Source organism: Marivirga harenae (assembly GCF_030534335.1).
Lineage (GTDB): Bacteria > Bacteroidota > Bacteroidia > Cytophagales > Cyclobacteriaceae > Marivirga > Marivirga harenae.
In genome coordinates, this window is record NZ_CP130565.1 from 3,786,322 (window position 1) to 3,812,583 (window position 26,262).

The window sequence follows — 26,262 nt, forward strand, 5'->3', positions numbered from 1 at the left end:
TAAATTTAGTGCTGTTATAGAATTCTTAAAGCTTATGCCTTGAAAGAATTTGCGCAACTCATAACTTCTTTAGACCAAAGTACTAAGACCAGTGAAAAGGTGAATGCTTTGAAAAACTATTTTCTATCTGCTGATGATAAAGACAAAATCTGGACATTAGCATTATTCACTGATAGAAAACCCCAACGAGCAGTAACCACCAGCCTTTTGAAAGACTGGGTTATCGAATGGGTAGGAATCCCTGAATGGCTGTTTCAAGAATCGTATCATGTGGTGGGTGATTTAGCTGAAACCATTGCATTATTAATGGCTTTAAATGAATCTTTTGAGCATCAAATCGATAAACCTCTGACAGACTACATCGATACTTTAATCGAATTAAAAAACAAGAATAATAACGAGAAGAAAGCTAGGCTACATTTAATTTATGAGGAATTAGACTCACAGGAACGCTTCGTTTTCACCAAAATCATTACGGGGGGATGGAGAGTTGGGGTGTCACAAAATCTAATGACCAAGGCTATAAGCCAGACTTTCGAAATAGATCAATCAATAGTTGCCCATCGATTGATGGGTAAATGGTCCCCCGAAAATTTCACCTTCCATGACCTTATTCTAGAGGAAAGTAATAATGATCTCGCTTCACGCCCCTACCCATTCTATTTGGCTCACCCTATAACCACAGCTGAAATCCAAATAAATCTAAATCCTTCTGAATGGCAGGCCGAATGGAAGTGGGATGGCATCAGAGGGCAAATAATAAAAAGAAATGATGAAGTCTTTATTTGGAGTCGAGGGGAAGAGCTCGTCACTGATAAATTTCCAGAACTCGAGGCAATGGCAAAACATCTGCCGAATGGGATAGTTCTGGACGGTGAAATAACTGCCTTTGAAAATGGAGAGCCCCTCTCCTTTGCATTGCTTCAAACAAGAATAGGGAGAAAAAATATTACTAAAAATCTTCTAAAGAAAGCTCCAGTTGCATTCATTTGCTATGACCTAATAGAATATGCCGGAAAAGATATTCGAAGTAATTCGTTAGAGAACAGAAGTCAACTTTTAAAAAATTTGATTAAGGAAGCAAAGAATCCAGTATTGATTCCTTCACAATCGATCAAATTTTCTGATTGGACCGAGCTAATTGAAATTCGTAAAAAATCTAGAAGTCTAAAAACGGAAGGCTTGATGCTTAAAAAGAAAGACTCTCTTTATGAATCAGGAAGAAAGAGAGGTAATTGGTGGAAGTGGAAAATTGCCCCTCTCACAATTGACGGAATCATGATTTATGCTCAAAAGGGCCACGGTAGAAGAGCTGATCTATATTCTGACTACACCTTTGCTGTCTGGGATGAAGATGAATTGGTACCATTCGCAAAAGCTTATTCTGGATTAACCGATGCAGAAATGAAAAAAGTAGATGCCTTTGTGAAGAAAAATACAAAAGAAAAATTTGGGCCTGTTCGTACTGTTAAACCTGAACTAGTTTTTGAGATTGCATTTGAAGGAATACAAGAATCTAATCGACATAAATCAGGAATAGCGCTTCGGTTTCCTAGAATAAAAAGATGGAGAAAAGATAAACCCATAAATGAAGCCAACAAATTAACAGACCTGCAAGAACTTCTGAAAAAGTATGGATAAGCGTATTAAAGCAGGTGTAAATTGGTTTCAAGAGAAAAAATGGAGACCCTTTCCTTTTCAAATAGAGACTTGGGAGAATTACTTATCAGGTCATTCAGGTCTATTAAATGCTCCTACAGGCAGTGGAAAGACCTATGCCCTTTGGATTGCTTTTTTAATATCAAAGTTAGATGAAAAGCCACAAAAAGGCTTAAAGTTTCTATGGGTCCTCCCCTTAAGAGCTTTATCAAAAGATATCCAGTCTGCCATGCAAGCAGCAGCTCATGATTTTGGTTTTGACTGGAAAATTGAAATTAGAACGGGTGACACTCCCACAAAGGATCGTCAAAGACAGAAGAAAACTCCCCCGGATTGTCTAATTACTACCCCTGAAAGTCTGCATTTACTACTCAGCCAAAAAAAGGCTACTGAATACTTCAAAAACTTGGAAGCAGTGGTCGTTGACGAGTGGCATGAATTATTAGGAAGCAAAAGGGGAACTCAAGTAGAATTAGCGCTATCGTCCTTCAAGAAACTTAGCAACAATTCTTTAAAAATATGGGGCATTTCTGCTACGATAGGAAATCTTCATGAAGCTCAAGAAGTACTACTAGGCGGGAATGATAAGCAAGGGATCTTCATCAGCGCCAATTTTGACAAAGAAATTAAAATTGAGTCTATTCTTCCAGATGAAGTTGAAAAATATCCTTGGGCTGGGCATTTAGGCATAAAGCTAATTGATAAAGTTTTACCCATTATCAATCAAAATAAGACAACATTAATTTTCACCAACACACGTTCCCAAACTGAAATTTGGTACCAGCAATTATTAAATAAGGCACCCGAACTTGCTGGTGCCATTGCTATGCATCACGGATCTTTAAATAATAATATTAGAACTTGGGTAGAAGAAGCATTACATAGCGGACTGGTAAAAGTAGTTGTTTGTACATCAAGTTTAGATTTAGGTGTTGATTTTAGACCTGTTGATACAATCATTCAAGTAGGCGGTCCAAAAGGAGTAGCTAGATTCGCTCAAAGAGCTGGTAGAAGCGGACATAGGCCTGGTGAAATCAGTAAGATTTACTTTCTTCCAACTCATTCTCTAGAATTAATTGAAGGATCTGCTTTAAGAACAGCTATTCAGCAAAAAGATTTTGAGGCAAGGATTCCTGTTCAAATGGCATTGGATGTGCTACTTCAATTTATGGTTACGCTAGCGGTAGGTGATGGATTCGAACCAGATGAACTTTACAGACAAATCAAAAATACTCATTCCTACAAAAAAATAAATCAAATGGAATGGGATTGGCTGTTAACATTTTTGAAAACGGGAGGAGAAAGCCTATCCGCTTATGATGAGTACCATAAAACTATCACTGAAGATGGTATCATTAAAGTAATTAACAAAAGAATTGCCATGAGACATCGATTGTCAATTGGAACCATTGTAGGCGACCAAGTTTTAAATGTAAAATATATAAAAGGCGGACATTTAGGAACTATTGAAGAATACTTTATTAGCAAGTTGAAACCCGGTGACGTATTTTGGTTTTCTGGTAAAGCCTTGGAATATGTGCGATTAAAAGATATGTCCGTACAGGTAAAAAGGAGCAAAAAGAAAACAGGTCTTATTCCCCAGTGGATGGGCGGAAGGATGCCACTCAGTTCGCAATTATCATTTCATATAAAACAGAAATTAGAAAAACTGAGACTAAATCAACTGGATGAAATCGAATTAAAAACAATCCAACCCATAATAGATCGTCAAAAGAAACTTTCTTTCATCCCAAAACAAGATGAATTGCTAATAGAATCAGTAATTTCAAATGAGGGCTTTCATATCTTCATTTTCCCTTTTGAAGGTCGCTTTATTCATGAAGTATTAGCAGGATTGATCGCGTATAGAATCAGTATTTCACAGCCTATTAGCTTTTCAATTGCCATGAATGACTATGGCTTTGAATTATTAACAGATGAAGAATTTGATTTTGAAGAAATGCTTTCATTAGATTTATTTTCATTGAAAAATTTACATGATGATATACTATCAGGAATTAATGAAACGGAAATGGCCAAAAGGAAATTCAGGGATATTGCCTCCATTTCAGGTATGATATTTAAAGGCTTCCCTGGTAAAAATATAAAGGAAAAACACATCCAAGCATCTTCATCTATATTATTCGATGTTTTTACAGAATATGAACCTGATAATCTATTACTTCTACAAGCTCATAGAGAAGTTATTGAACAACAATTAGAAGAGGAAAGATTGATTAAATCCATGAAGAAAATAAATAAGCAAAAAATAATTTATAAAAAAACCACTAAACCCACTCCATTTGCATTTCCAATAATGGTCGATAGATTAAGAGAAAAGTTTTCGACTGAAACATTGGAAGAAAGAGTGGCAAAAATGCAGGTACAATTAGAAAGTTTATAATTTTAATTTTACATTTGGAAGCAACTATAGAACAAAAAAAATGAAGAATTTAAGTTTAGTACTATTATTAATCGGAATCAGTTTTGGCGCAATTGCACAATCAGATGTTACTGGTAAATGGAAAACGATAGATGACGAAACTGGAAAGGAAAAGAGTGTAGTAGAAATATACGAAAAGGATGGTAAGGTCTACGGGAAAATCACCAAGTTATTCAGAGGACCAGATGAAGAGCAAGATCCTATATGTGATGTATGCCCTGGAGACAGGAAAAATAAGAAAATTATCGGGATGGAAATCATTCGAGGAATGGAATGGGATGCAGATGATAAAGAGTATGACGATGGTGAAATTATGGATCCTAAAGATGGGAAAACATATGATTGTGTATTGTGGAAAGAAGGAAATGAACTAAAGGTGAGAGGATACGTAGCCTTTTTCTATAGAACTCAAACTTGGAAAAAAGTAAACTAATCAATTGGAAATCAACATAGCAGGAGAAAAATTACTGCTTTCTGAAAATAAAATTATCTATTGGTCGAAAGAGTACACTGCTTTTATTGCAGATTTCCATCTTGGAAAAACAACCCATTTTAGAAAATCTGGTATCGCAGTTCCAACTGCTATCATAGAAGCTGAAATTGGGCGTTTAGATGATATCATTTCAAAATTTCGCCCAAAAAGAATATTCTTTTTGGGTGACTTATTTCATAGTGATTTGAATCACGAATGGACTATCTTCAATGATTTTCTAGCACTACATTCTAAGATCGAATTTATTTTGATAAAAGGAAATCATGATATCCTAAGCGAAACGAATTACAAACTAAGTGCACTAAAAATCGAAAAAGAGCCCTACCAATTAAATCCATTTTTATTAAGCCACCATCCAATAAACGTTGATTCGTTTCCTCATGCAGAACTAAATTTCTGCGGACATATTCATCCAGGGATTAGCATTAAAGGAAAAGGGAAATCATACTTAAGTCTCCCCTGCTTTCATTTTGAAGATAATAGAATTATTTTACCCGCCTTTGGCAGATTCACTGGACTAGCCAAGATAAAACCAAAGAAAGAAACACAAACATTTATTGTCCTGAATAATTCTGTACAAAAGTGGAGCTAAAAATAAACTTTCGACATCTTCAAAAAAGGTGACTTGTAAGAAATTAAGCGTTTTTACATTCGAATATTTATAAAAAATTACGTATTATTATAATTCAATGGGTTACCAAATCCACTTGAGCAGTATTAACAGATGAAATTAACAGACAGTCAAATAATTCAACGCATCAAATTAGGTGATGAGTCCGCTTTAGATTACCTCTATAAGCAACATTATAAGATGATGTTAAGAATGGTTTTGAGAAATAATGGAACAGAGCAAGAGGCTCTGGATATTTTTCAAGATGCTTTGATTGTTTTTTGGCAAAAAGCAATAGATGCCAATTTCGAATTGACCTCAAAAATCAGTACTTACCTATTTAGTGTTTGTCAAAACCTATGGAGAAAGGAATTAGAAAGAAAAAAGAAATTTGAGGAAAGTGATAAAGAAGAAAGCGAATACAACCAATTGGAAAATCAGGAAATGGTTAAAATTATCCATGAATGTATAAGTGAATTGGGGGACTCGTGCAAGCAAATTTTAAGTTATCATTATTTTGATGGTCTTTCAATGGACCAAATCGCAAAAAAAATGGGGCTTGCAAATAGCGATACGGCTAAAACAAAAAGATATAAATGTAAAAAAAGGCTGGATGATTTAATTCGATCAAGATATCAAGCCAGCGACTTTTTAGACTGAAAATTATGAGTGAAACGAACTATTTTCGCTTAATTGATGCATATTTTGAGGGTACTATTACCCCTGCTGATAAAGCTATGCTTGAAGCTCAAGTCAAATCTGACCCTCTGCTTAAGGCTGAATTTGATTTGCAAAAAAATATTGTACAGGGGATTTCCAATTCCAGAAAAATGGAATTGAAATCAAGATTGACGGCAATAGATTTACCCTCACAAATTGGCCTATTGGCTGGAGGTGGTGCCAAATGGCTAGCTGGCACAGTGGCGGGAGTAACAATATTTGGCAGCGTTTTATATTGGTCACTAATTTCTTTTGATGACAGCATCAAGCCAATAGACTTAAAGACTGGTCAAGAAATTGAATTTCATACTGAGTATTTAGCTACTTTACCTAAAGTAAAGAAGGAAAAGAAAGTATTTAAAGCACCGAAGAATCTTGAATTAAAAGTTGGTGATTCTGGATCAAATGTTCTTAAATCAAAAGACTCTAAGGATGTAATTAAAGAGGAAAGTAATGTAACTGCTATTGTTCAGCCGCAAGCGTTGATCTCCTATGAAGACGATCAACTATTTACAAATCAAAATGAAGATGATTTAAATCGAATTGAAAGCAGAGAAGTTGCGCATAATAGAGTAGATAAAACGGAAATTGAATTTTTGAAGGCAGTAGAAAATCAAGATAATTATCATTATCGATATTTTAATTCAAAGCTTTACTTATATGGTGACTTCAAAGATATGCCATATCAAATTATTGAATTGAATGATAAAGGCAAAAAGCAATTATTCCTTAGCCACAACGAAGAAGTGTATATCATTAAAGATAAAACCACTGAAATCACGGAATTAAGGGAGCTTCAGGACGAGATGCTGAAAATGGAAATTCAGCTGATCGTGGAAGAATAGTATCCTCACTTGTAAATAAACACAAGGCTTTTCAAAATATTTGGAAAGCCTTTTTTGTTTTTATAGAGAATTAATAAGCTAAGCATAAATAAATTCTTATTTTTGAACTTTCAATTATGAGCAAGGAAAAGAAATATAGAAAAAAGAAGAAATTAGGGCATTACCCCTTTATAAGTGTCATTTTCAGTATGACTTTAGCCTTATTTATTCTCGGATTATTTGCGCTCTTGATTACTACAACTTCCTCCTTGACAAAAATAATCAAGCAAAACGTAGAGATGCAGGTTTATCTAAAATCAAACCTCTCTGAACCTCAGCAATTACGAGTAAGTAAATCATTGGCTTCAAAAGAATACATTTTAAATGAAGATAAAATTGAAGCTATACGGTTCATTTCAAAAAAGGAAGCTGCTGAAAAGTTTATAGAAGAAACTGGAGAGGATTTCATGCAGTTTTTAGGCGATAATCCCTTGAAAGATGCATTTATAGTCAAAATTGCTCCAGAATTTCACTCATCAGATAAAATGAGTGAGGTCCAAAAAAGTATCGAGAATATAAATGGAGTTTTTGAGGTAATTTACACGAACAATATGGTGCAGAGTATAAATGAGAACATCACAAAAATCAGTATTGTCTTATTAAGTATTTCTGTTTTGCTATTTATAGTAATTGGAATCTTAATAAACAATACGATCAAATTAGCACTATTTTCTCAAAGATTTTTAATTAGGAGCATGCAATTGGTTGGGGCCACAAAAGGTTTTATCAGAAAACCATTTATCTACCGTTCTATATTGCATGGATTAGTATCAGCAGTGATTGCAGCTAGCTTGCTTTTTGGATTATTGACCTACGGAAGTCAAAAATTAGAAGGCTTGGCTGAACTACAGAATCAACAGATGTTATTAATCATTTTTGCTGGACTAGTAGTCACAAGCATTAGTATTGCAAGTTTTAGTACCTATAGAGCCATGCAAAAATATATGGCAATGTCTTTAGATGAATTATATTAAACAACTTTTATGTCAGAAAAAAGGAAATTAGCATTCGGTAAGAGCAATTACATCCTCATGATTGCTGGGATTTTAACTCTAATAATCGGTTTTATCATTATGACCTTAGATAATGAACAATACGGCTTTGGTTTCTTAGGATTAACTCTTGGGCCAGTAATTGTTTTTATTGGTTTCATTATAGAATTATTTGCTATTTTAAAGAAGCCTAAGCAGTAAGAATGGGAATACTTGAAGCTATTATTCTTGGAATCATTCAAGGATTATCAGAATTCTTGCCCGTTAGCAGTAGTGGTCACCTGGAAATCGGGGCGGTTTTACTCAATGCGCACACATCTGAAAGCTTATTGTTCTCAGTCTTGGTTCATGCTGCTACTGCCCTGTCTACTATTATTGTTTTCAGGAAAGATATTACCAACATCATCAACGATATTTTCAAATTCAAATGGAATGACTCTTACGATTTTGTTGTAAAAATCATTATATCAATGATACCAATTGCTATAGTAGGAATATTTTTTGAAGATCAAGTGGAAAGCTTGTTTACCGGAAACCTTCTTTTGGTAGGTAGTATGTTGTTAGTAACAGCCATATTGTTAGCTTTTACTCAAACCGTAAAAAACAAAACAGGTGGCCCTATAAAATATTGGCAAGCAATAATTATTGGAATTGCACAGTCAGTGGCTATTCTCCCTGGTATATCACGATCTGGGGCTACAATAGCAACAGCCCTATTAATAGGTGTAAACAAAGAAAAAGCAGCAAGGTTTTCCTTTCTGATGGTACTGGTACCCATTTTAGGAGCCTCATTCTTAAAAGTATTAGATTATATTGAACAACCAGCTGTTGCCAATCAAACAAGTGGGTTTGTACTATTTATGGGATTTCTAATGGCATTTTTAGCAGGTCTATTTGCTTGTAAAGCTATGATCAAAATCGTTAAAGAAGGGAAATTAATTTATTTTGCTATCTACTGTGCAATTGTTGGAACTATCGCCATTATAAGCCAATTGATATGAGTGAAACTGTAATCAATTATAACGAAGGGAAGGTCCTTTTAATTGACAAACCACTTAATTGGACCTCTTTTGATGTGGTGAAGAAATTGAAATTTACACTAAAGGTTAAAAAAATCGGACACGCAGGCACTTTAGATCCACTAGCTACTGGACTGTTGATTCTGTGCACTGGCAAAATGACCAAATCCATAGAAAAGTACCAAGCACAGGAAAAAGTCTATACCGGGGAATTCACATTAGGTTATATCACCCCCTCCTATGATTTAGAAACTGAACCTGAGCTCATTAGTGAAACAAAGCATCTCAAAAAAGAAGATTTAGAAGCAGCAACTTTAGATTTTGTAGGAGAGATTAATCAAACCCCTCCTATCTTTTCTGCTGTAAAGAAAGATGGAAAAAGAGCTTATTCATTAGCAAGAGAGGGAAAAGAAGTTAAATTAAACTCTAGGATAGTCACTATTGACGAATTTGAAATTACAAGTTTCGAGAATGGTAAGGTAAGATTTAAAGTCCGTTGTTCCAAAGGAACTTATATCCGTAGCTTAGCCCATGATTTTGGACAGAAACTAGGAGTTGGTGCCTATTTATCAGCATTAAGAAGAACAAAAATCGGTGACTTTTCCGTTGATGATGCTGAAAACTTAAATGATTTTGTAAAAAAAAATAAAGTAGATACGAATGATCGTCCATAACGGATATGAAAATTTAGAAGGTATCAAAAACGCTGTTGTGACCATTGGTACTTTTGATGGAATACATCTTGGGCATCAGGAAATCATCAGCCGAATTATAGATTTAGCAAAGTCAATAAACGGAGAGACAGCATTAGTTACATTCTGGCCTCATCCCAGATATGTACTGGGTAAAAATAAAGATGATCTAAAATTGTTGACCACATTTGATGAGAAAGCCGAAATCTTAGAGCAATTAGGATTAGATCATATTGTTAGAGTAAACTTTACAAAAGAATTTTCTCATTGGACATCTGAACAGTTTATTCAAAGAATCATAATTTCTGCATTACATACAAAGAGATTGGTTATAGGATATGACCATAGATTCGGGAAAGATAGAGAAGGGGGCTTCGATCATTTAAAGCAACATTCAGATCAATACGGCTTCCAAGTTGAAGAAATCTCAAAACAGACGATTGATGATGTAGGAATAAGTTCTACAAAGATCAGAAATGCAATTGAAGTAGGGGAAGTAGAGTTGGCCCATGATTTTCTAGGGAGATTTTACGAAATCAATGGAGAGGTCGTAGGCGGAGACAAAATTGGCAAAACCATCGGATTTCCTACTGCCAATATCCAAATTCCAGAGTCCTACAAATTAGTACCAGCAGATGGTGCTTATGCGGTAATTACTCAAATAAAGGGTAAGGAATATAAAGCTATGCTTAATATTGGGTTTAGACCTACTGTGAATGGAAAATCCAAGAAAATTGAAGCAAATATCTTTGATTTTGATCAAGAAATTTACGGGGAAAATATAAAAGTGAGCTTCATAAAGCGATTAAGGAAAGAAATTAAATTTGATTCAAAAGAGGAGCTTAGTAATCAATTGAAAAAGGATAAGGAAAAAGCGCTAAAAATATTGAATGCATAAATTTGAAAAAATTAAAATACTTAACTTGGTGTTAAATTATAGATGTTGGGTTGGAGTCAATTGAATTCATGAAACAAATGAATGTAAAATTCATTTTCTTATACTCTTAGAATTCAAAAGCAATAATCCAATCAAAGTATTCTAAAATACGTTAATTAAACATAAAAACATGATTAATAAAGTAGTTAAAAATGCAAATGAAGCTGTAAAAGACATTCCCGATAATGCAATTCTGATGTTGGGTGGTTTTGGACTGTGCGGTATTCCAGAAAATAGTATTCAGGCATTATTGGATACTAAGGTGAAAGGACTGACCTGTATTTCAAACAATGCAGGTGTTGATGACTTTGGAATCGGATTACTACTAAAAACTCATCAGGTGAAGAAAATGATTTCTTCTTATGTTGGTGAAAACGCTGAATTTGAAAGACAACTATTGTCTGGTGAATTAGATGTAGAGTTAATACCACAAGGTACTTTAGCTGAAAGAGTACGAGCTGGTGGAGCAGGAATCCCTGCTTTTTATACTCCCGCTGGCTTTGGAACTGAAGTTGCAGAAGGAAAAGAGACTCGAGAATTTGAAGGTAAAATGTATCTACTAGAAAAAGGTTTAGTAGCTGATTTTTCATTGGTTAAAGCTTGGAAGGGTGATACAGCGGGTAATTTAATTTTTAAGGGAACTGCCAGAAATTTCAATCCTATGATGGCTGCAGCAGGAAAAATCACCATAGCTGAAGTTGAAGAATTGGTTCCAGCAGGCAAACTAGATCCTAATGAAATACACACACCTGGCATTTACGTCCAACGTATTTTTGAAGGTAAGAATTATGAAAAAAGAATTGAACAAAGAACCGTAAGATCTTAAGGTATGTCACTAGATAAAATTGGAATTGCAAAAAGAATTGCACAAGAAGTTAAAGATGGAATGTATATCAATTTGGGTATAGGTATCCCCACCCTAGTAGCTAATTATATCCCAGATGCATTAGATGTGGTATTGCAATCTGAAAATGGGCTGCTAGGAATAGGACAATTCCCAATAGAGGAAGAAGTAGATGCAGACCTCATCAATGCAGGAAAACAAACCATTACAATGCGTGACGGTTCTGTCTTATTTGATTCAGCTGAGAGCTTTGCTATGATTAGGGGTGGTCATGTTGATTTAACTATATTAGGAGCCATGGAAGTTTCAGAAAATGGGGATATTTCGAACTGGAAAATTCCAGGTAAAATGGTGAAGGGAATGGGAGGTGCTATGGATTTAGTTGCTTCCGCTAAAAATATAATTGTAGCGATGCAACACACCAGTAGAAGCGGTGAGTCAAAACTATTGAAGAACTGTAGTTTACCTATTACGGGTTTGCAATGTGTAAAGAAGATCGTTACCAACTTGGCCGTTTTGGAGGTTCAAAATGGTGGAGGCTTCAAATTATTAGAAAGAGCTCCTGGCGTAACAGTAGATGAAATTAAAGAAGCAACTGCAGGCAAGCTTCTAATCGAAGGAGAAATCCCTGAAATGAAAATAGACTAAATATGAAAGGTTTTAGTAAAGTACTTGGAATCTCTATTGTAGCTGTAATATTAACTGTCAGTGCTTGCAAAGAAAAAAATGATAACTTCTTACTCCCTTCTATTGAAGAGGATGTGGATTTAGGAGCTCAAGTGGCTGACGAAATTGAAAACAATCCGAATGATTTCCCAATTCTGGATGAAAGTGAATATGAAGATGCATACAGTTACCTGAATGAGCTTCTAAATCACATCTTGACTTCTGGAGAAGTTCAATATCAAGATGAATTTGTTTGGGACATTCATATTATTAAAAATGATTCAGTTCTTAACGCTTTTGCAACACCCGGTGGATATTTATATGTTTACACAGGATTAATCAAGTATTTAGACCAAGAAGATGACTTAATGGGTGTGTTAGGGCACGAAGTTGCTCATTCCGATTTAAGACATACTACCAGAAATATACAAAGGCAATACGGAATAAATTTTATACTTCAATTGATAACAGGTGAAGACCCTAGTCAACTAGCACAAATTGCTGGTCAAATTGCAGGAACAGCAGCAGGTTTAAGCTTTTCGAGATCCTTTGAAGAAGAAGCTGACGCAAAGTCAGTAGAATATCTGGCAAATACACCTTACGCTTGCAATGGTGCTTATTCATTTTTTCAAAAACTACTGGATGAAGGACAAGCAAATGGAACACCTGCATTCTTAAGCACACACCCAAACCCAGAAGATAGAGTAGATGACATTAATACAAAAGCAGATGAGTTAGGTTGCGATATAACGCCTCTGGCACCTGCTACTTATGAGGACTTTAAAAACATGTTACCTCAATAAATTAACTAGTTTAATAATAGATAGAAATAGCAAGAATGAAGAAATCGAACATAAACTTCGAAATTGACTTAGACAAAGAAAATGTACCTGAAAAGATTCATTGGTCTGCCACCGATGCTGGGGAAGAATTGACAGAAACCAAAAGCATTAGTATATCGCTCTGGGATCATGAGCAAAAAAACTCGATGAGAATTGACTTATGGACAAAAGAAATGCCAGTGGATGAAATGAAAAGGTTTTATATTGATTGCCTGGGTGGTATGGCTCAAAGTGTATTGAACTCAACTGGCGATGAGTTTATGGCGGAAGAAATGAATATGCTTTGTGAAAAACTTGTGAAGCATCTTGAGAGAGAAATGAAAGAACAAAAATGATAAAAAAAAGAGGTCAATTAACTTTGGCCTCTTTAAACTTAAAGTCTAATCATGCTACATCATCGGCCAATGGTTCAATGTTGAACTCCATATCTAACGAATCCCTAAAATCCTCAATTTCTTCACCCATTTCTTCATCCCCTTCAACAAAATTCCAAGTTATACTTAGTTTTGTGCCGTTATTTTCAATATCCTTTAAATCAGAAAGTAAATCAAACAAACATTTAGATGAGGAAGTATTAAAGTATTTCAAATATATATTCACATCTAATTTTTGAGGGCTATTCCCTCCAAAGGCCTTTAGCTTCGACCTTAACATATTAAAAAGCATTACTACATCATCATCATATGATTTACCTTTAATCTGCAAGGTTCCATTTTCTTCATCGAATCGAACGTATGGGGCAGCTTCTTTTGCTGGAATTTCTAATACACTCATTAAAAGTAAGTTTTGTTTATTTAGCAATTATAGTCAATATCCTTCGCATTTCTCATAAAAAATATAGTCATGTAAGATAAATTCGATAAATTAAACTTTTTTATCGATTATTGATGAAATGTTGTGCAAACAATTATTTAAGTTTAGATTTAAATTATGAATGTGAACAAACACATATACAATAACTTATACAAAGGTAGGATTAGAACAAATAGCATTTTACTATATGTGTTAAATTTCCTTACTTTTGGGTGTCTTACATCTATATTTCTTTACGGTACGTATAGTATATTTAATCCTGATCTTGCCTATCTTTTCGGAATAATTGTATTGGTTTTAATCTCTATTTTTAACAATAGTTTCTTTCAAAAACCTTATTGGGTCTTAAGACCCAAAATCAATCAAAGTCTATTTTCCAATTTTTTAAATATTACAAGTCTAATATTTGCTGTTATATACAGTACTCTGATTATTTTTAATTATCAAAACGGCCTTGTCGATGTGGAGTTTGGTACCACAGGGTCTTTAATCTTTGCTGCTGGCCTACCCTTCTCGTATTATATTTGGATGATATTTACCCAAACTAATGAAGAAGCAATCGCTGAAATTATTGAAAACACTTCATTGAAGTCCTATAAGAAATATGAAATCTATTTTCTCCTGATATTCATAACAATTTTTGGATTAATTTACGACTATTTACCACAGTCAGTAGACGTTCTTCTGCTTGTTCCTACAGGTTTACTATTTATATTTTCCCTCCTAAATGCAGTTCTTAACAGAAAAATCCATAGTGATATCCTGTTATATTTCAATGCAATTAAGAAATCTCAAAAAGTTGAAATTGAGAAGGATTCAATAATTGGGATTTATGAAAAGCTACCATACCAATTGATTTCTAAAATAGAACTTGATTTTCTCGGCCGATCTTTCTCCGAGCAGAAATATCTCCTATTCACTTTAAAAAGAATTTCGGCAATAGATGCACTTGAACAGTTAGAGACCCTAGTTAAAAATTGCGATAAAAAGAATCCTATTTTCAACACTTTGGTGGAAGTACATGACTATCTATCAAATGTTGAAGACAAAATATCTAAAATAGAAAATCCGTACGAGTTCATTGAACAATCTAATGACATAATTTTAATCAAAGGCGTTATTCGGCAACAAATTAAAAATGAAGATCGAAATCTTATAATAAAGTTGCTAAACGATAATAGAATATCAGTGAAAAAACCTGCCTGCATTGTGGCGGGATATTATGAAGATATAAATATTATCTCTATCCTAATTGAACATTTAGAAAAGCCTGAACTAACTTATTGGGCTCAATTGGCCCTTCAAAAAATAGGTAAAAAAGCCTTGAAGTATATAGAGATAGAGTTCTCAAAAAGAAATGCAAATCTACTATTTGTGGAATCCTCTTTTAATTTAATATCTAAACTTGGAAATGAAGAAGGATACAACTTGCTCTTTAAAGCATTAAACGAACCAGACAGCAATGTGAGAAAAATTGCTGCGAAAAAAATCATACTCTATAACCTTAAAGTGACCGAAGATCACAGGAAATATTTCACCAAACTATTTGATGACTTAGTATTGACACTTCTAAGTAATGGTTATATACTCCAGCAATTAGAATCAAAAAATGAAAATTTCAAATCACTTAAAAATGCACTATATAACGAAAATAAAGAGTCACTTTATCTTATAATCAACATTGCAAAACTGTATTACAATGAATCAGCAATTGAAAAAATATTTGAACATTATGGGAAAAATTCTTGCTCGTTACATGCTTCCTCAAATATTTTGATTGAATTAATTGTTAGGAATAATATTTCCGTGCGAAATAAAATAAAGGTCTTGTTTTCTCCTAATGAAAAATTATTGCTTGAGTCATTACAAGAAGAATTCCCATCTATAAATTTAAAACCAAAATTTAAGTTTGATGAAGACTTGATATGGTTAATCTTAAAAAAGGAATATGATCAAATAAATAGTTGGACTAGAGTGTGCGCTTTAAACATCATTCAATATTCCTTTAAAGATGATATTCCGTTTGAATTAGCATCCGAGTTTTTAAATAAAAATCAGTTACTCAAAGAAACTGCTGCCTTGAACATTTATAAAAATCTGCCTGAATTTTACACAATATTCCTGTCAAGATTAAACGAAACGGAAGCAAAACAAATAGATTATTTAATCCGGTCAAATCTAGACACCGGTAATCAAAAGCAGATAAATGCAGACAATTTTTTATTGTACGACAAAATTAATTTTCTGATTAGTACTCCATACTTAAATAAATTATCAATTTCCGAAATCATCAATGCTCATCGTTACTTTAGAGTTAAAGTTTTAAGGGCTGGTGAACATCAACTATCCTTGAATGAAGAATTTAACTTAGGTTATTGGTTAATAGAAACTGGCAAAGTTTCCTTTTCAAAAAATGGTATTGATTTTTACGAATATGGTAAAAGGGATATTGTAAAAGTATCTGATCATGAAAGTCCTTCTGAAAATGTTTATTTCTATCTGGAGGAAGATACTCGCTTTTTGATTGTCGAAGAAATAATCCTTATAAATATAATTAGAGATTATGATTATATTATGCAAAAATATATTGATATCTTGCCTGATAAAAGTCCAAAAAAACATATTAAGGAATTAAATCAAAACGCTGCTTGAAATTTAAAGTATATCATATAGCCCTTTTTTTTATTGCATTTTGCTTGCACCTGCAAACTAATGCACAACTAGAAAGAATAGAAAAATTTGAAATTGATGATTTTCTAGGTGAAAAAGCATTTAAATCTGCTACTCAAAGTGACGGACTTCTTATCTACTTTAACACTTCTGCTGGAATCCTTAGTTATGATGGACACGAATTCAGAAGCGTAAGAGGTTTAAATAATGAGGTTGATATAAACCAGATTTATTATTTTAATAATTCATTATTTATTTCTTCAAAAAAATCATTAAGCCAATATTTTCCTAAGAATGATTCGATTTCTACTATTTCTGACATAAATGTGAACCAGTTTGATGAAATCGGCAATCAATTATGGATGATCACTGATCGAGAATTGTATGTGTGGGAAAATAATAAGTTAAAAAAAATATATCAGGCTGAAAATTCAGAACAATTTACGTGCTTAGAAGTGAAAAATAGCACCACACTAATTGGTCATTCGGAAGGACTCACGGTATTAAATAAAGGAAAAAAGGTAAAGACATTTGCCAGTTACTTAAAGCCCTCTAAATTTATTGATGGAGACTCATCAATACATATTTTGAGCGGAAATGCCATTCTAGAACTTGTCGGTGACCGTGTGGTCAGAAGTTTAGCAAATAACACTGAGATTCTAGATTTTTATGTTGATGACTTTGGCAAAACGTGGTTTATAGATGAGCAATCTATTTTAAAAGTGAATGATTTAATAAAATCGAAGCCACAATTTGTAGCAAAAAATAAACCGGTAAAAGGAAATAGTATATTTAATGATAAAGAAGGCAATTTATGGATTTTAGGTAACAGCCAGCTTGTTAAACTGACTCAAAAAAACCCCTTCTCAAAGATACCGGAAGATAACGCTAGGAAGGTTTTTGTTGGAAGCAATGGTAACTTAATCCTAAAAACAGATGAGATTATTATGTATAATTTCATTACTGAAAACCAAACAGTTAAAATACCCAAATCATCTACTCCTTTAAGTGAATATTATGCATTTGATGATGAGGATAACTGGATTATTACCATTAATGAAACAATATATTCTCTAAGTAAAAAAGAAGGAAAACTAACTTCCATTTTAAACCAAAGCCAGTACGCCCCTTTAAAAAAGGTGAAGGAGGGACAATACATTGCTAAAAATAGAGCAGGAACTTTATTCTTAGTAAATGACGAATTCATTCCTACCAAAAAACTAGCCGGATCTAATTCTTCTCATAAAATCACCTTTTCTAATCAAAAAATATATACTTATTCAAGCCCAAACTCAATTACAGTATTAGATAGCATCGGTGAGATTGAACTTAGAACAGACTTTGCAGACAGTATTAAGTTAGCAAATGTTGTCCCAGCCAAAGATGGATATTGGTATTTTGGGACAAATAAGATTTTTTGGATGAATGCGGACGGGCAAGCTAATTTAGTTGATATTGATCAATCAGAGAACCTCGAAAATATTTATATCATGAATGTATTTGATGATATGGAAAATAATTTGTGGGTATCATCCAAAAACACTCTGTTCAGATTTCCTATAGCAGAAAAAAGTAATAAAACTATCCTTCAGAAACCAGAAAAGTATGATAAAAATGATTTTATATTTTCATCATATTTTAAAGATGCTGTCCGTGACAACACAGGTCGTATTTGGTTCCTCAATGAGAACGGTATTTCTCTATATAATCCGCTAAAGGAAATCCCAAATTTGGTCCCGCCAAGCGTGGAAATCACAAAATCAATTGCTTATCAATTAGATGATTTCAACAACCCTACTGATACAGTTTTTCTCACAGACAATAACCAGAAAATAAGTAATAATTCAATTGTTGTCATTGAACCAAAAGTGATCAACCATTTTGACAATTCAAACTCTTCAATTAGTTACAAAAATGTAAGTATTAATCAAAGCGAAAGAATAATTGGATCAGACGAAAAAATTATCCTAACGGATTTATCTGATGGTTTAAATGCTATCGCTATTAAAGGCTATAATAGCAGTGGAGTTGAAAGTATAAACGAAGAGAAAATTAACATTTATGTGACCCCACCGATTTGGAAGAGAAATTGGTTCTATGCTTCAACTGCCTTATCACTTCTATTTTTAGGCTTTATAGGATATAGAACCGTGATAAGTATCAAGAATAGCAGGGCAAGAGAGCTGGAAGATGAATTACACAAAGGATTAGAAGATTTGGAAAAAAAATCACATCTCCAAGTACTAAAAGCTGAAAGACTTAAGCAATTAAATGATCTCATAACTTCTCAAAAGAGTGAATTAGAGAAAAAGAATAAACAAATTGAATCGCAGAAATATGAGTTATCTCTAACCAATCAACAAATTAAAAAACAGAAAGATTTACTTGAAGAAACAAGTAGTAAACTAACATCCAGTATAAATTATGCGAAAAGGATTCAAAATGCTTTAATGAGCACTGAGGTTGAGATCAAGAAAGCTATTGATGAAAGCTTTGTATATTTCCTTCCCAGAGATGTTGTTAGCGGAGACTTTTTTTGGTTTAATAAAGCAGAGAATGAAAAAGGAGAAGAACTCTGGATTTTGGCAGCAGTTGACTGTACAGGACATGGGGTTCCTGGGGCTATTGTTAGTGTAGTTGGTATGAACCTACTGAACAACATCACAAAGTTAAAAAAAGTATATGATCCTGGTCAAATACTAACGGAAATGAATCAAGACATCATTTCAGATTTAAGACAAGATGAAACCCAGGTCAATGATGGGATGGATATGACCATCGTAACATACAATACGGTAAGTAAGCAATTATATTTTGCTGGTGCGAAAAACCCATTGATGTATGTTGAAGACGGGGAATTAATTAGGATTAAAGGAGACAAACATGCAATTGGGGGGCAACAGCGCGGTGATGACCGAATTTTCATTACTCATACACTGGATTTAACTGACGGGAAGAAAAGAACATTCTACCTTTTCTCTGATGGTTTTCAAGACCAGTTTGGTGGTGAAAAAGGATTTAAATATTTAGTAGGTAACTTCAAAAAACTCTTATTATCTATTCATCAAAAAAATGTACTGGAACAAAAAACCATTTTACATGAGGAAATTGAAGACTGGAAAGATGGATACGCTCAAACTGATGATATTCTGGTAATAGGATTTAAAATATGACGAAAAAGCATCACAATATCATTATTAAGTTTACAGAAAACGACAATATCAAAAGTGAAAATCAAGACTTGGGATGGGTAGACTATTTTGCAAAATTTTTAACATCAGCTTTATCCTACAGGATTAAAGAAAAAGTGAACATCATTTATAAAAATGAACTGGAGTTAATTACAAAGGAAGATTTTGACAATTCAAACCTGATTTTTTATATCCTATCACCTGCTATGGTGTTTTCTTCTAATATAAATCAAGATTCTACGGAGTTAGAACAAGCATTCAATTTTGATATCCCCCTAATTAACTCGAAAATTAAAAAAGTTTTTAAAGCTCCAGTGAAGATTGAAGATCTTCCTCTTTCCTTATCAACTCCTACTTACTATCGTTTTTTTGACAATAGTTTAATTAACGAACAAAATTACGAAACCTATGAGGGTTGGAATGAATTTCAAGAAAACGAAAGCTATTGGCAGGTATTTGCAGACGTTTTATTAGACACCTTATCCACATTAGAAAACAAGAATTCAGAGGTTAGTAGTAGAATATTTATTTCCGATAAGAATAAAAGCTATTATCACGCTAGAAATGTTATCAAAAGAGAATTAAAGGCGTTTAACGCTGAAATATTCCCTGATGAGGATTTTTCAATTGAGGCAAACTATATGGAAGATCCTGAAGAATTCTTCATGAAGAAATGTGATATGTCAATCCATTTTCCTGATGAGTTCGTTGGTCTGACAATCGAAAAAAGAAAAAAAGCTTTCGATAAGCTTCCGGAGAAAAAACGACTAATTTGGTTTAGCCCAACTGAAAGCCAACAACCAGAGAAGAAAGCAAAGTATAATGAATTGAAGATTCAATTAAAACCTTATCCAAATATTGAAGCGGTTGAAACCACGATAGAGGAGTTTAAGGAGATTATCAAAGAAAACATAAATAAAATAATTCAAAAAGAAGAAACTGTTCTACAATCAGTTAAACAAATCATTTATATAATATCTGACAGTAAATTAGATAAAAAAAGTCTAGATTTGCTTCATAAAGATAAATCCATTTCGCATAATTATGAATTGAAATTGATTGATAATGTAGAAAACGTTACTGATTACCGACATCTTCATTATGAATTATTAAGAAAAGCTGATTATTTCATTATTTTGTTCTTTAGAAACAATTTACCATGGTTGAATTCTATGTCTGCTGAAATAAAAAAGGCACCTGGTTTCAGAAATGACAAAGAAATTTTAGGAAAATACATAATATTCAATGAAAATTCTGTATTTAATGACGGGAAACTAAACGAATTCGAATTAATTAAAAAAGATGAACCGAGTCAAATAATTGAAGTAGTCAAAAAATTAGCGGTTTAAGTGCAAGAGAACAACATTAGTAATAGGGAAAATAAAGTCAATCCATTTCCGGGGCTTAGGCCTTTTGGTATAGAGGAGAGCTATCTTTATTTTGGTCGTGAAGGTCAAAGTGATGAGGTGCTGTCTATTCTCGAAAAAAATCGCTTTGTCAATATTCTTGGATCATCGGGTACAGGTAAATCGTCCTTGATGTTTTCAGGCGTAATCCCAACTCTACATGGAGGATTTATTTCAAAGGCAGGCAGTGAATGGGAAATTATCACCGCTAAACCTGGATTGAATCCAATAAAAAACCTCGCTTTAGGTTTTAAGAAACATATAGAAAGTAAAAGCCAAGATGATCCCACTGATTTTTCTCATCAATTAATTAATGAATATTTATTTGAAGCTGTACTAAACAAAAGCACCAAAGGATTAAGTGATCTATTTAAGTTAAATAAATACTTAAAAGGTAAAAACTTATTACTGTACTTAGATCAATTTGAAGAAATTTTTAGGTTCAGAAAATTGGGAGAAACGAAACACATCAATGAATCCCTAGCATATGTAAACTTAATATTAGAGGCTATTAGACAAAGTGAAGTCCCTATTTACATAGCTCTCTCCATGAGATCCGACTTCTTGGGTGATTGTGAACAATTCCCTGAACTCACAAATAAAATTAATGACAGTCACTATTTGATCCCTCAAATGACTAGGGAGCAAAAGAAGCTTGTGATTACAGGACCCGTTGCAGTAGGTAATGCTAAAATATCTAATCGATTGGTTCAAAGGTTGCTTAATGACATGGGTGACCGATTTGATCAATTACCGGTTTTGCAACATGCCTTGATGCGGACGTGGGATTATTGGATAGACAGCAAAAAAGACGATGATCAAATAGATTTCATTCATTATGAAGCAATAGGTGGAGTAAATGAGGCATTATCACGTCATGCTGATGAAGCATTCTATGAGTTAAATGAAGAAGAGAAAGAAATATGTGAAAAGCTATTCAAGACTATAACCGAGAAGAGAAGCGATAACGATGGAATTAGAAGGCCAACACCACTCAAGGAAATCTCCAAAATAGTTGATGAGGAAGAACATATTCTAATCAAAATAATTGATAAATTCCGCATTGAGGGCAGAGCCTTATTAACCCCAAGAGAGGAATATGAGTTGCATAGCGATTCAGTAATCGATATTAGCCACGAAGCATTAATGCGTGTCTGGTATAGACTTAAAAACTGGGTACAAGAAGAGTCGCAATCTGCACAAATATATTTGAGGCTTTCAGAAGCTGCCAACAAATTTCAGCAAGGAAGTGGTGGATTATGGAGACCACCTGATTTACAATTGGCAATAGAGTGGAGAAATAGTACAAAGCCCACCTTAAAATGGGCACTTCAATACGAAAACAATTTTGAGGCAGTTATTCTTTTCCTTGAAAAAAGTGAAGAGTCGTATAAAAAAGAATTAGAAACAAAAGAGCTCCTTCAAAAAAGAAGACTTAGGCGCTCCAAAGTGATTGCGACAATTTTGGGTACCGCTGCGGTGCTATCCATAATTTTCTTGGTCTACGCCTTTAATCAAAGTAGGATTGCTGAGAGGCAACGGGAAATTGCAGAATCTAAATCGCAGGAAGCCCAAAGAGAGTCAGATCGAGCAAAAGAGAGTGAGTTAATTGCACAAAGACAAAAAATTGAAGCTAATAAATCCAGTATTAGAGCTAATGCTGAGAGGGAAAAGGCAGAGTATAGTTTCTTGTTAGTACAAGAGGCACGAGATGTCGAAAAGAAAGCAAGAGAGGAATTGGCTATTAAGGCAACTGAGGAAGAAAAAGCTAGAAAGGACGCACAAGAAAAATCAAAACAATTAGAATTAACTAACCTTCAATTAGAAGACGAAAAGAATAATTCCAGACAATACAGCATGAGGGCCATTGCCTCATCTTTAAGCGTTAAATCGTTGCAACAGGAAGATGATGAGCTCAAAGGACTTTTGGCACTCCTTGGTTTTAGATTCAATATAAACAACGAGGGCTACGAAAATAATAATGATATATATAATGGATTGTTCTATGCAGTGAAAAATTATGACCCAGAATATTATAATGCGTTTAAAAGCAAATCGACTGACGTCAGGTCATTACAATTTGTAAAAAATAAGTACTTATACACTACTAGTGCTTCTGGGAGAATTAACGCTTGGGAAGTTGAAAACAAAACTGCAAACAGAAGTATTGTGATTTTTGATGAAGAAGGAGTTTTTGTGAAGAAAATTTACGTAGATGAGGAAAATCAAATCCTAGTCGCTCTAACGGACAGCCATGACTTTTACGTAATTGATGTTGCCGACAGAATTAGGGAAATACAAAAATATTCTTTGCCCAATAGTTATGCTTATGACGTAAGTTTCATTGAAGGAACTACTGATTTTTATTTATCTGCCTCCGACAACTTCATCTATAAATTTACAAACAATAGTTTAGAGCCCTACCTCAATACCAAGAGTAGAATCTATGATATTGAATTGATAAGCGAAAACATATTGGCTACGGGAAACACTGACGGTAAAATTGAACTTTGGGATATGAATTCTAAAAAAAGTAGAGCCATAATCAGAGAAGCTAATGATAAATATATTCATTCTCTTTCATTCTCTAATAATATCTTGGCAACTGGTGATAACTCTGGTCAGGTAAATTTATTCTACCTGGATGACAAGTATAACGTTCAAAATTCCATAACCCTAAGAGGAAGTGATGGGGAAATTATGACTGACATCCAGTTTAATATGAAGGAAAACCAAATTATCGCTGCAAGTACTAAGGGAACCATCAGAATCTGGAATTTAATTGATCCGGATGAATTTCCAATGATTATAAATGAGCCAGGTTCATGGGTAAATGCCATCGCATTGATGGATCAAGCACATATATTTGCTGGCTGTAAAGATCAAGTATTTAGATTATATCCAATCAAAAGTGAAATTTTAGCAGAAACATTGAAGAACAAGATCAATAGAGATATTACACCAGAAGAATGGGATCGATATATTGGTGATGATCTTGATTACAGCCCAATTTTCGAACAGAGTAAATTTATTGATCAGTCCAGATGAGAATAGTTATTATCACTTTATTTTTACTTTCAATATCAAGCCCTCTCCTACTGGCACAATCAAGTTGCCAAAGGAACCTGAATGAAGCTAGAGCTGATTATTCTAATGGAAATCTATACGCAGTTCCAGGAAAATTAGGTGATTGTTTAGAAGAAGGGTTTACAAAGACAGAGAGAATTGAAGCATTAGAACTCTTAACATTAACCTACATTAACATCAATCAACAAGAGAAAGCTAGAACTACTTTGATAAGGTTATTAAACCTAAAAACCGATTATCAAGTCATAAAAAATGTTGACCCGTCTGAATTGTATTCTTTATATCAAAAAATTGATACCGATATAAAATACTTTATCGGTATTACTGCAGGACTAAATTTAAATTCCATGATAGTTTACGAGGCCCCTAATACTAATCCACTGGGTACTCATACTCCAAACTATGAATCACAATTTACATTTAGACAAGTGGGAGCCCAATTTCTATATCCCATCACTAAGGATATTATAGCTGGTGCTGAAATACAATACCAAAACCATCGATTTTTTTACCGTGAAACCAATGATTATGGTGATAATGACATATCCAATATTAGTTATCAAAGTAGTAATGATGCTATGAATTTAAACCTTATGTTAAGATATATGAAAGATTTCTATCAATGGAAACCTTTTATTGAATTAGGTACAACCGGCAGATATAATTTGAACTACCGTATCGTAAGTTATATTAATAATTATGAGAAATCAGTAGATGACGAAATTATTAATGAACCAATCAATATCCTTCAAGATAGATCAAAATTTAATATCTCATTAAATGCCAATATAGGTTCAATGATTAAAGTTCGTGAAAACTATATGGAGATAAAATTTGGGGTTAGTAATTATTTTAGATACCATGCAAGCGAGGAGGCGCTTAGTGATTCCGATAAAGATACTATATTAAATAGTATGGCTTTGAAAGAACACTCCTTAAAAAATCTGGTCTATCAACTAAATTTCACCTTTAACATACCATTTTTTAATTTTCAATGAAAAAGAATTACCTTATCTATATTGCTTTTTTGATGCTGCTATCAGTTACTGCTTGTAATCTGGATCCATTTTCTGAGCAAGAGCCTTCAAGTTTTGACAAATTGTATGCTTTGTCGGAAAATGTGGAAGCGGTTGATTTCATATGTAAACCAGATGCCAGCGGTTATATTGTAGTAGGGAATTCAAAATCACTAGATAATTCAGACATTATTATCATTAATGTTGGTAGTGATGGAATGCAACAAAATCTCCATAGAATTAGCACCCCTTTCTATGACGAAGCAGTCAGTGTAAAACTATATCAAGAAGATAATTCAGTACTGATTTTGGCGCATAGAAGAGTAGATCCCTCAGAACCAGAAATTGAGCGAAATCTCATAGTAAAATCAAATTTAGATGGAGTCCCAGTGGGAGCAGAAGGCAACGACTCAAGTGAAGAGATTTCTGCAGACTTTAAAATACTAACGATAAATGAAAATCCTTCTATTTACCTCAATGACTTCTTGATCGAAAATCAGAGATTAATTGCCATTGGAAATATTCATCAAGACGGGAACAACAACAGAAGGAAAATAACACAAATCTATGATTTCAACTCTGTCGATTTCAACAATAGAAATGATTCCGTTTTTGAAAAAGTTCGAGAAAAGTTAGGTTCTAATTTCAACAGCAGCAATTTAAATATTAAAATTTCACCTGGAAACTCACCAGCTTCAGTATATGAAATAATAGGTCAAAATATGAGTGAGAACCCAAATACTGAAACTGATAATACATCTCTAAATATCAGTTGGGAAATTTTTACGGATTTGGAATCAAATGCTAGCGAAAGAATATATGTTGGCTCAGATCAAGATGAAGAGTATGGTGATATTTTATATCATTCGAATGGAAAATATTATGTTGGTGGGAATTACCTACAAACTGACTCTATCTTCTTAATTGCAAAAGAATATAATGGCTCAAACAATAATTCAGGTCAAAGTATTTTTACACTTGTTGATTATGGAAATCGTGTAACGAGTTTAACGGAAGACGAAAATGAGCACATAATTATGGCTACTGTAGACGAGGGGACTTTAAACAGTAGTTCTTATATATTGAAATTTTCCCAGTCAGGGACACCTATTGAAGATGAAGACTTTGAATTTATTAGCACTGGATTTTACAATATCCAGAAAATTCAAAGTGAGCCAGGCAACATTTTGGTTATCCTGTCTCAAAAAACTTTTGAGAATAATTCGACAGCCATAGGATTAATGAAGATAAAATTTTAGCAAAATTCTATTATTCAGT

General features: G+C 33.6%; 22 protein-coding genes. 21 read left to right on the forward strand and 1 reads right to left on the reverse strand.

Features of this window, described 5'->3' with window-relative positions:
- Positions 1 to 39 precede the first annotated feature (39 nt).
- From Q3Y49_RS16200 to gldC, 15 genes are all read left to right on the forward strand, one after another.
- The gene (locus Q3Y49_RS16200) at positions 40 to 1,641 is read left to right on the forward strand and encodes an ATP-dependent DNA ligase (protein ID WP_303269611.1); all 1,602 of its coding nucleotides are present in this window, start codon (positions 40 to 42) and stop codon (positions 1,639 to 1,641) included.
- Positions 1,634 to 4,063, forward strand: coding sequence for a ligase-associated DNA damage response DEXH box helicase (locus Q3Y49_RS16205; protein ID WP_303269613.1), 2,430 nt, complete (start codon positions 1,634 to 1,636; stop codon positions 4,061 to 4,063). Before Q3Y49_RS16200 ends, Q3Y49_RS16205 begins: the two co-directional genes overlap by 8 nt.
- A 40-nt stretch (positions 4,064 to 4,103) precedes the next feature.
- Positions 4,104 to 4,535, forward strand: coding sequence for a DUF2147 domain-containing protein (locus tag Q3Y49_RS16210; RefSeq protein ID WP_303269615.1), 432 nt, complete (start codon positions 4,104 to 4,106; stop codon positions 4,533 to 4,535).
- A 4-nt stretch (positions 4,536 to 4,539) separates the two neighbouring features.
- Positions 4,540 to 5,187: a ligase-associated DNA damage response endonuclease PdeM gene (pdeM, locus tag Q3Y49_RS16215; protein WP_303269617.1), complete on the forward strand. Its 648-nt coding sequence runs from the start codon at positions 4,540 to 4,542 to the stop codon at positions 5,185 to 5,187.
- Between the two features lie 132 nt (positions 5,188 to 5,319).
- Complete coding sequence (locus Q3Y49_RS16220) at positions 5,320 to 5,865, forward strand: RNA polymerase sigma factor (protein WP_303269619.1); 546 nt, start codon at positions 5,320 to 5,322, stop codon at positions 5,863 to 5,865.
- Positions 5,866 to 5,870: 5 nt separating this feature from the next.
- Positions 5,871 to 6,770, forward strand: a complete 900-nt coding sequence (locus Q3Y49_RS16225; RefSeq protein WP_303269621.1) for an anti-sigma factor — start codon at positions 5,871 to 5,873, stop codon at positions 6,768 to 6,770.
- A 116-nt stretch (positions 6,771 to 6,886) separates the two neighbouring features.
- The gene (locus Q3Y49_RS16230; protein ID WP_303269623.1) at positions 6,887 to 7,783 is read left to right on the forward strand and encodes a cell division protein FtsX; all 897 of its coding nucleotides are present in this window, start codon (positions 6,887 to 6,889) and stop codon (positions 7,781 to 7,783) included.
- 9 nt (positions 7,784 to 7,792) lie between these two features.
- On the forward strand, positions 7,793 to 8,002 hold the full coding sequence (locus Q3Y49_RS16235) for a DUF3098 domain-containing protein (RefSeq protein WP_303269625.1): 210 nt from the start codon (positions 7,793 to 7,795) through the stop codon (positions 8,000 to 8,002).
- A 2-nt stretch (positions 8,003 to 8,004) separates the two neighbouring features.
- Positions 8,005 to 8,802: an undecaprenyl-diphosphate phosphatase gene (locus Q3Y49_RS16240; protein WP_303269627.1), complete on the forward strand. Its 798-nt coding sequence runs from the start codon at positions 8,005 to 8,007 to the stop codon at positions 8,800 to 8,802.
- Positions 8,799 to 9,494, forward strand: coding sequence for a tRNA pseudouridine(55) synthase TruB (truB, locus tag Q3Y49_RS16245; protein WP_303269629.1), 696 nt, complete (start codon positions 8,799 to 8,801; stop codon positions 9,492 to 9,494). Before Q3Y49_RS16240 ends, truB begins: the two co-directional genes overlap by 4 nt.
- Positions 9,481 to 10,410, forward strand: coding sequence for a bifunctional riboflavin kinase/FAD synthetase (locus Q3Y49_RS16250; protein WP_303269631.1), 930 nt, complete (start codon positions 9,481 to 9,483; stop codon positions 10,408 to 10,410). Before truB ends, Q3Y49_RS16250 begins: the two co-directional genes overlap by 14 nt.
- 169 nt (positions 10,411 to 10,579) lie before the next feature.
- A complete protein-coding gene (locus Q3Y49_RS16255; RefSeq protein ID WP_303269633.1) occupies positions 10,580 to 11,275 on the forward strand; it encodes a CoA transferase subunit A in 696 nt (231 codons plus the stop codon).
- Between the two features lie 3 nt (positions 11,276 to 11,278).
- Positions 11,279 to 11,941, forward strand: a complete 663-nt coding sequence (locus tag Q3Y49_RS16260) for a 3-oxoacid CoA-transferase subunit B (protein ID WP_303269635.1) — start codon at positions 11,279 to 11,281, stop codon at positions 11,939 to 11,941.
- Between the two features lie 2 nt (positions 11,942 to 11,943).
- Positions 11,944 to 12,762, forward strand: a complete 819-nt coding sequence (locus Q3Y49_RS16265; RefSeq protein WP_303269636.1) for a M48 family metalloprotease — start codon at positions 11,944 to 11,946, stop codon at positions 12,760 to 12,762.
- A 35-nt stretch (positions 12,763 to 12,797) separates the two neighbouring features.
- A complete protein-coding gene (gene gldC, locus Q3Y49_RS16270) occupies positions 12,798 to 13,136 on the forward strand; it encodes a gliding motility protein GldC (protein WP_303269638.1) in 339 nt (112 codons plus the stop codon).
- A gap of 49 nt (positions 13,137 to 13,185) precedes the next feature.
- Here gldC and Q3Y49_RS16275 read toward each other — a convergent pair whose 3' ends face one another.
- Positions 13,186 to 13,575: a DUF1987 domain-containing protein gene (locus Q3Y49_RS16275; RefSeq protein WP_303269639.1), complete on the reverse strand. Its 390-nt coding sequence runs from the start codon at positions 13,573 to 13,575 to the stop codon at positions 13,186 to 13,188.
- Between the two features lie 162 nt (positions 13,576 to 13,737).
- Between Q3Y49_RS16275 and Q3Y49_RS16280 the strand changes: the two genes are divergently transcribed.
- The 6 genes from Q3Y49_RS16280 to Q3Y49_RS16305 are packed head-to-tail and all read left to right on the forward strand — an operon-like array spanning position 13,738 to position 26,243.
- Entirely contained in the window at positions 13,738 to 16,266 is a 2,529-nt protein-coding gene (locus tag Q3Y49_RS16280) for a hypothetical protein (protein ID WP_303269640.1), read from the forward strand.
- Entirely contained in the window at positions 16,263 to 19,457 is a 3,195-nt protein-coding gene (locus Q3Y49_RS16285; protein WP_303269641.1) for a SpoIIE family protein phosphatase, read from the forward strand. The genes Q3Y49_RS16280 and Q3Y49_RS16285 overlap by 4 nt, the downstream gene beginning before the upstream one ends.
- Positions 19,454 to 20,824, forward strand: a complete 1,371-nt coding sequence (locus Q3Y49_RS16290; protein WP_303269642.1) for a hypothetical protein — start codon at positions 19,454 to 19,456, stop codon at positions 20,822 to 20,824. The genes Q3Y49_RS16285 and Q3Y49_RS16290 overlap by 4 nt, the downstream gene beginning before the upstream one ends.
- Positions 20,825 to 23,929: an nSTAND1 domain-containing NTPase gene (locus tag Q3Y49_RS16295; RefSeq protein ID WP_303269643.1), complete on the forward strand. Its 3,105-nt coding sequence runs from the start codon at positions 20,825 to 20,827 to the stop codon at positions 23,927 to 23,929.
- On the forward strand, positions 23,926 to 24,966 hold the full coding sequence (locus tag Q3Y49_RS16300) for a hypothetical protein (RefSeq protein ID WP_303269644.1): 1,041 nt from the start codon (positions 23,926 to 23,928) through the stop codon (positions 24,964 to 24,966). Before Q3Y49_RS16295 ends, Q3Y49_RS16300 begins: the two co-directional genes overlap by 4 nt.
- The gene (locus Q3Y49_RS16305; RefSeq protein ID WP_303269645.1) at positions 24,963 to 26,243 is read left to right on the forward strand and encodes a hypothetical protein; all 1,281 of its coding nucleotides are present in this window, start codon (positions 24,963 to 24,965) and stop codon (positions 26,241 to 26,243) included. Before Q3Y49_RS16300 ends, Q3Y49_RS16305 begins: the two co-directional genes overlap by 4 nt.
- Positions 26,244 to 26,262 lie beyond the last annotated feature (19 nt).

Bases quoted from the DNA above. Each gene is read 5' to 3' on its own strand.
- Q3Y49_RS16235 (WP_303269625.1), top strand. From the start codon at position 7,793: ATGTCAGAAAAAAGGAAATTAGCATTCGGTAAGAGCAATTACATCCTC.
- Q3Y49_RS16230 (WP_303269623.1), top strand. From the start codon at position 6,887: ATGAGCAAGGAAAAGAAATATAGAAAAAAGAAGAAATTAGGGCATTAC.
- Q3Y49_RS16265 (WP_303269636.1), top strand. From the start codon at position 11,944: ATGAAAGGTTTTAGTAAAGTACTTGGAATCTCTATTGTAGCTGTAATA.
- Q3Y49_RS16300 (WP_303269644.1), top strand. From the start codon at position 23,926: ATGAGAATAGTTATTATCACTTTATTTTTACTTTCAATATCAAGCCCT.
- Q3Y49_RS16225 (WP_303269621.1), top strand. From the start codon at position 5,871: ATGAGTGAAACGAACTATTTTCGCTTAATTGATGCATATTTTGAGGGT.
- Q3Y49_RS16260 (WP_303269635.1), top strand. From the start codon at position 11,279: ATGTCACTAGATAAAATTGGAATTGCAAAAAGAATTGCACAAGAAGTT.
- gldC (WP_303269638.1), top strand. From the start codon at position 12,798: ATGAAGAAATCGAACATAAACTTCGAAATTGACTTAGACAAAGAAAAT.
- Q3Y49_RS16240 (WP_303269627.1), top strand. From the start codon at position 8,005: ATGGGAATACTTGAAGCTATTATTCTTGGAATCATTCAAGGATTATCA.
- Q3Y49_RS16220 (WP_303269619.1), top strand. From the start codon at position 5,320: ATGAAATTAACAGACAGTCAAATAATTCAACGCATCAAATTAGGTGAT.
- Q3Y49_RS16290 (WP_303269642.1), top strand. From the start codon at position 19,454: ATGACGAAAAAGCATCACAATATCATTATTAAGTTTACAGAAAACGAC.
- Q3Y49_RS16275 (WP_303269639.1), bottom strand. From the start codon at position 13,575: ATGAGTGTATTAGAAATTCCAGCAAAAGAAGCTGCCCCATACGTTCGA.
- Q3Y49_RS16305 (WP_303269645.1), top strand. From the start codon at position 24,963: ATGAAAAAGAATTACCTTATCTATATTGCTTTTTTGATGCTGCTATCA.
- Q3Y49_RS16205 (WP_303269613.1), top strand. From the start codon at position 1,634: ATGGATAAGCGTATTAAAGCAGGTGTAAATTGGTTTCAAGAGAAAAAA.
- Q3Y49_RS16250 (WP_303269631.1), top strand. From the start codon at position 9,481: ATGATCGTCCATAACGGATATGAAAATTTAGAAGGTATCAAAAACGCT.
- Q3Y49_RS16210 (WP_303269615.1), top strand. From the start codon at position 4,104: ATGAAGAATTTAAGTTTAGTACTATTATTAATCGGAATCAGTTTTGGC.
- truB (WP_303269629.1), top strand. From the start codon at position 8,799: ATGAGTGAAACTGTAATCAATTATAACGAAGGGAAGGTCCTTTTAATT.
- Q3Y49_RS16255 (WP_303269633.1), top strand. From the start codon at position 10,580: ATGATTAATAAAGTAGTTAAAAATGCAAATGAAGCTGTAAAAGACATT.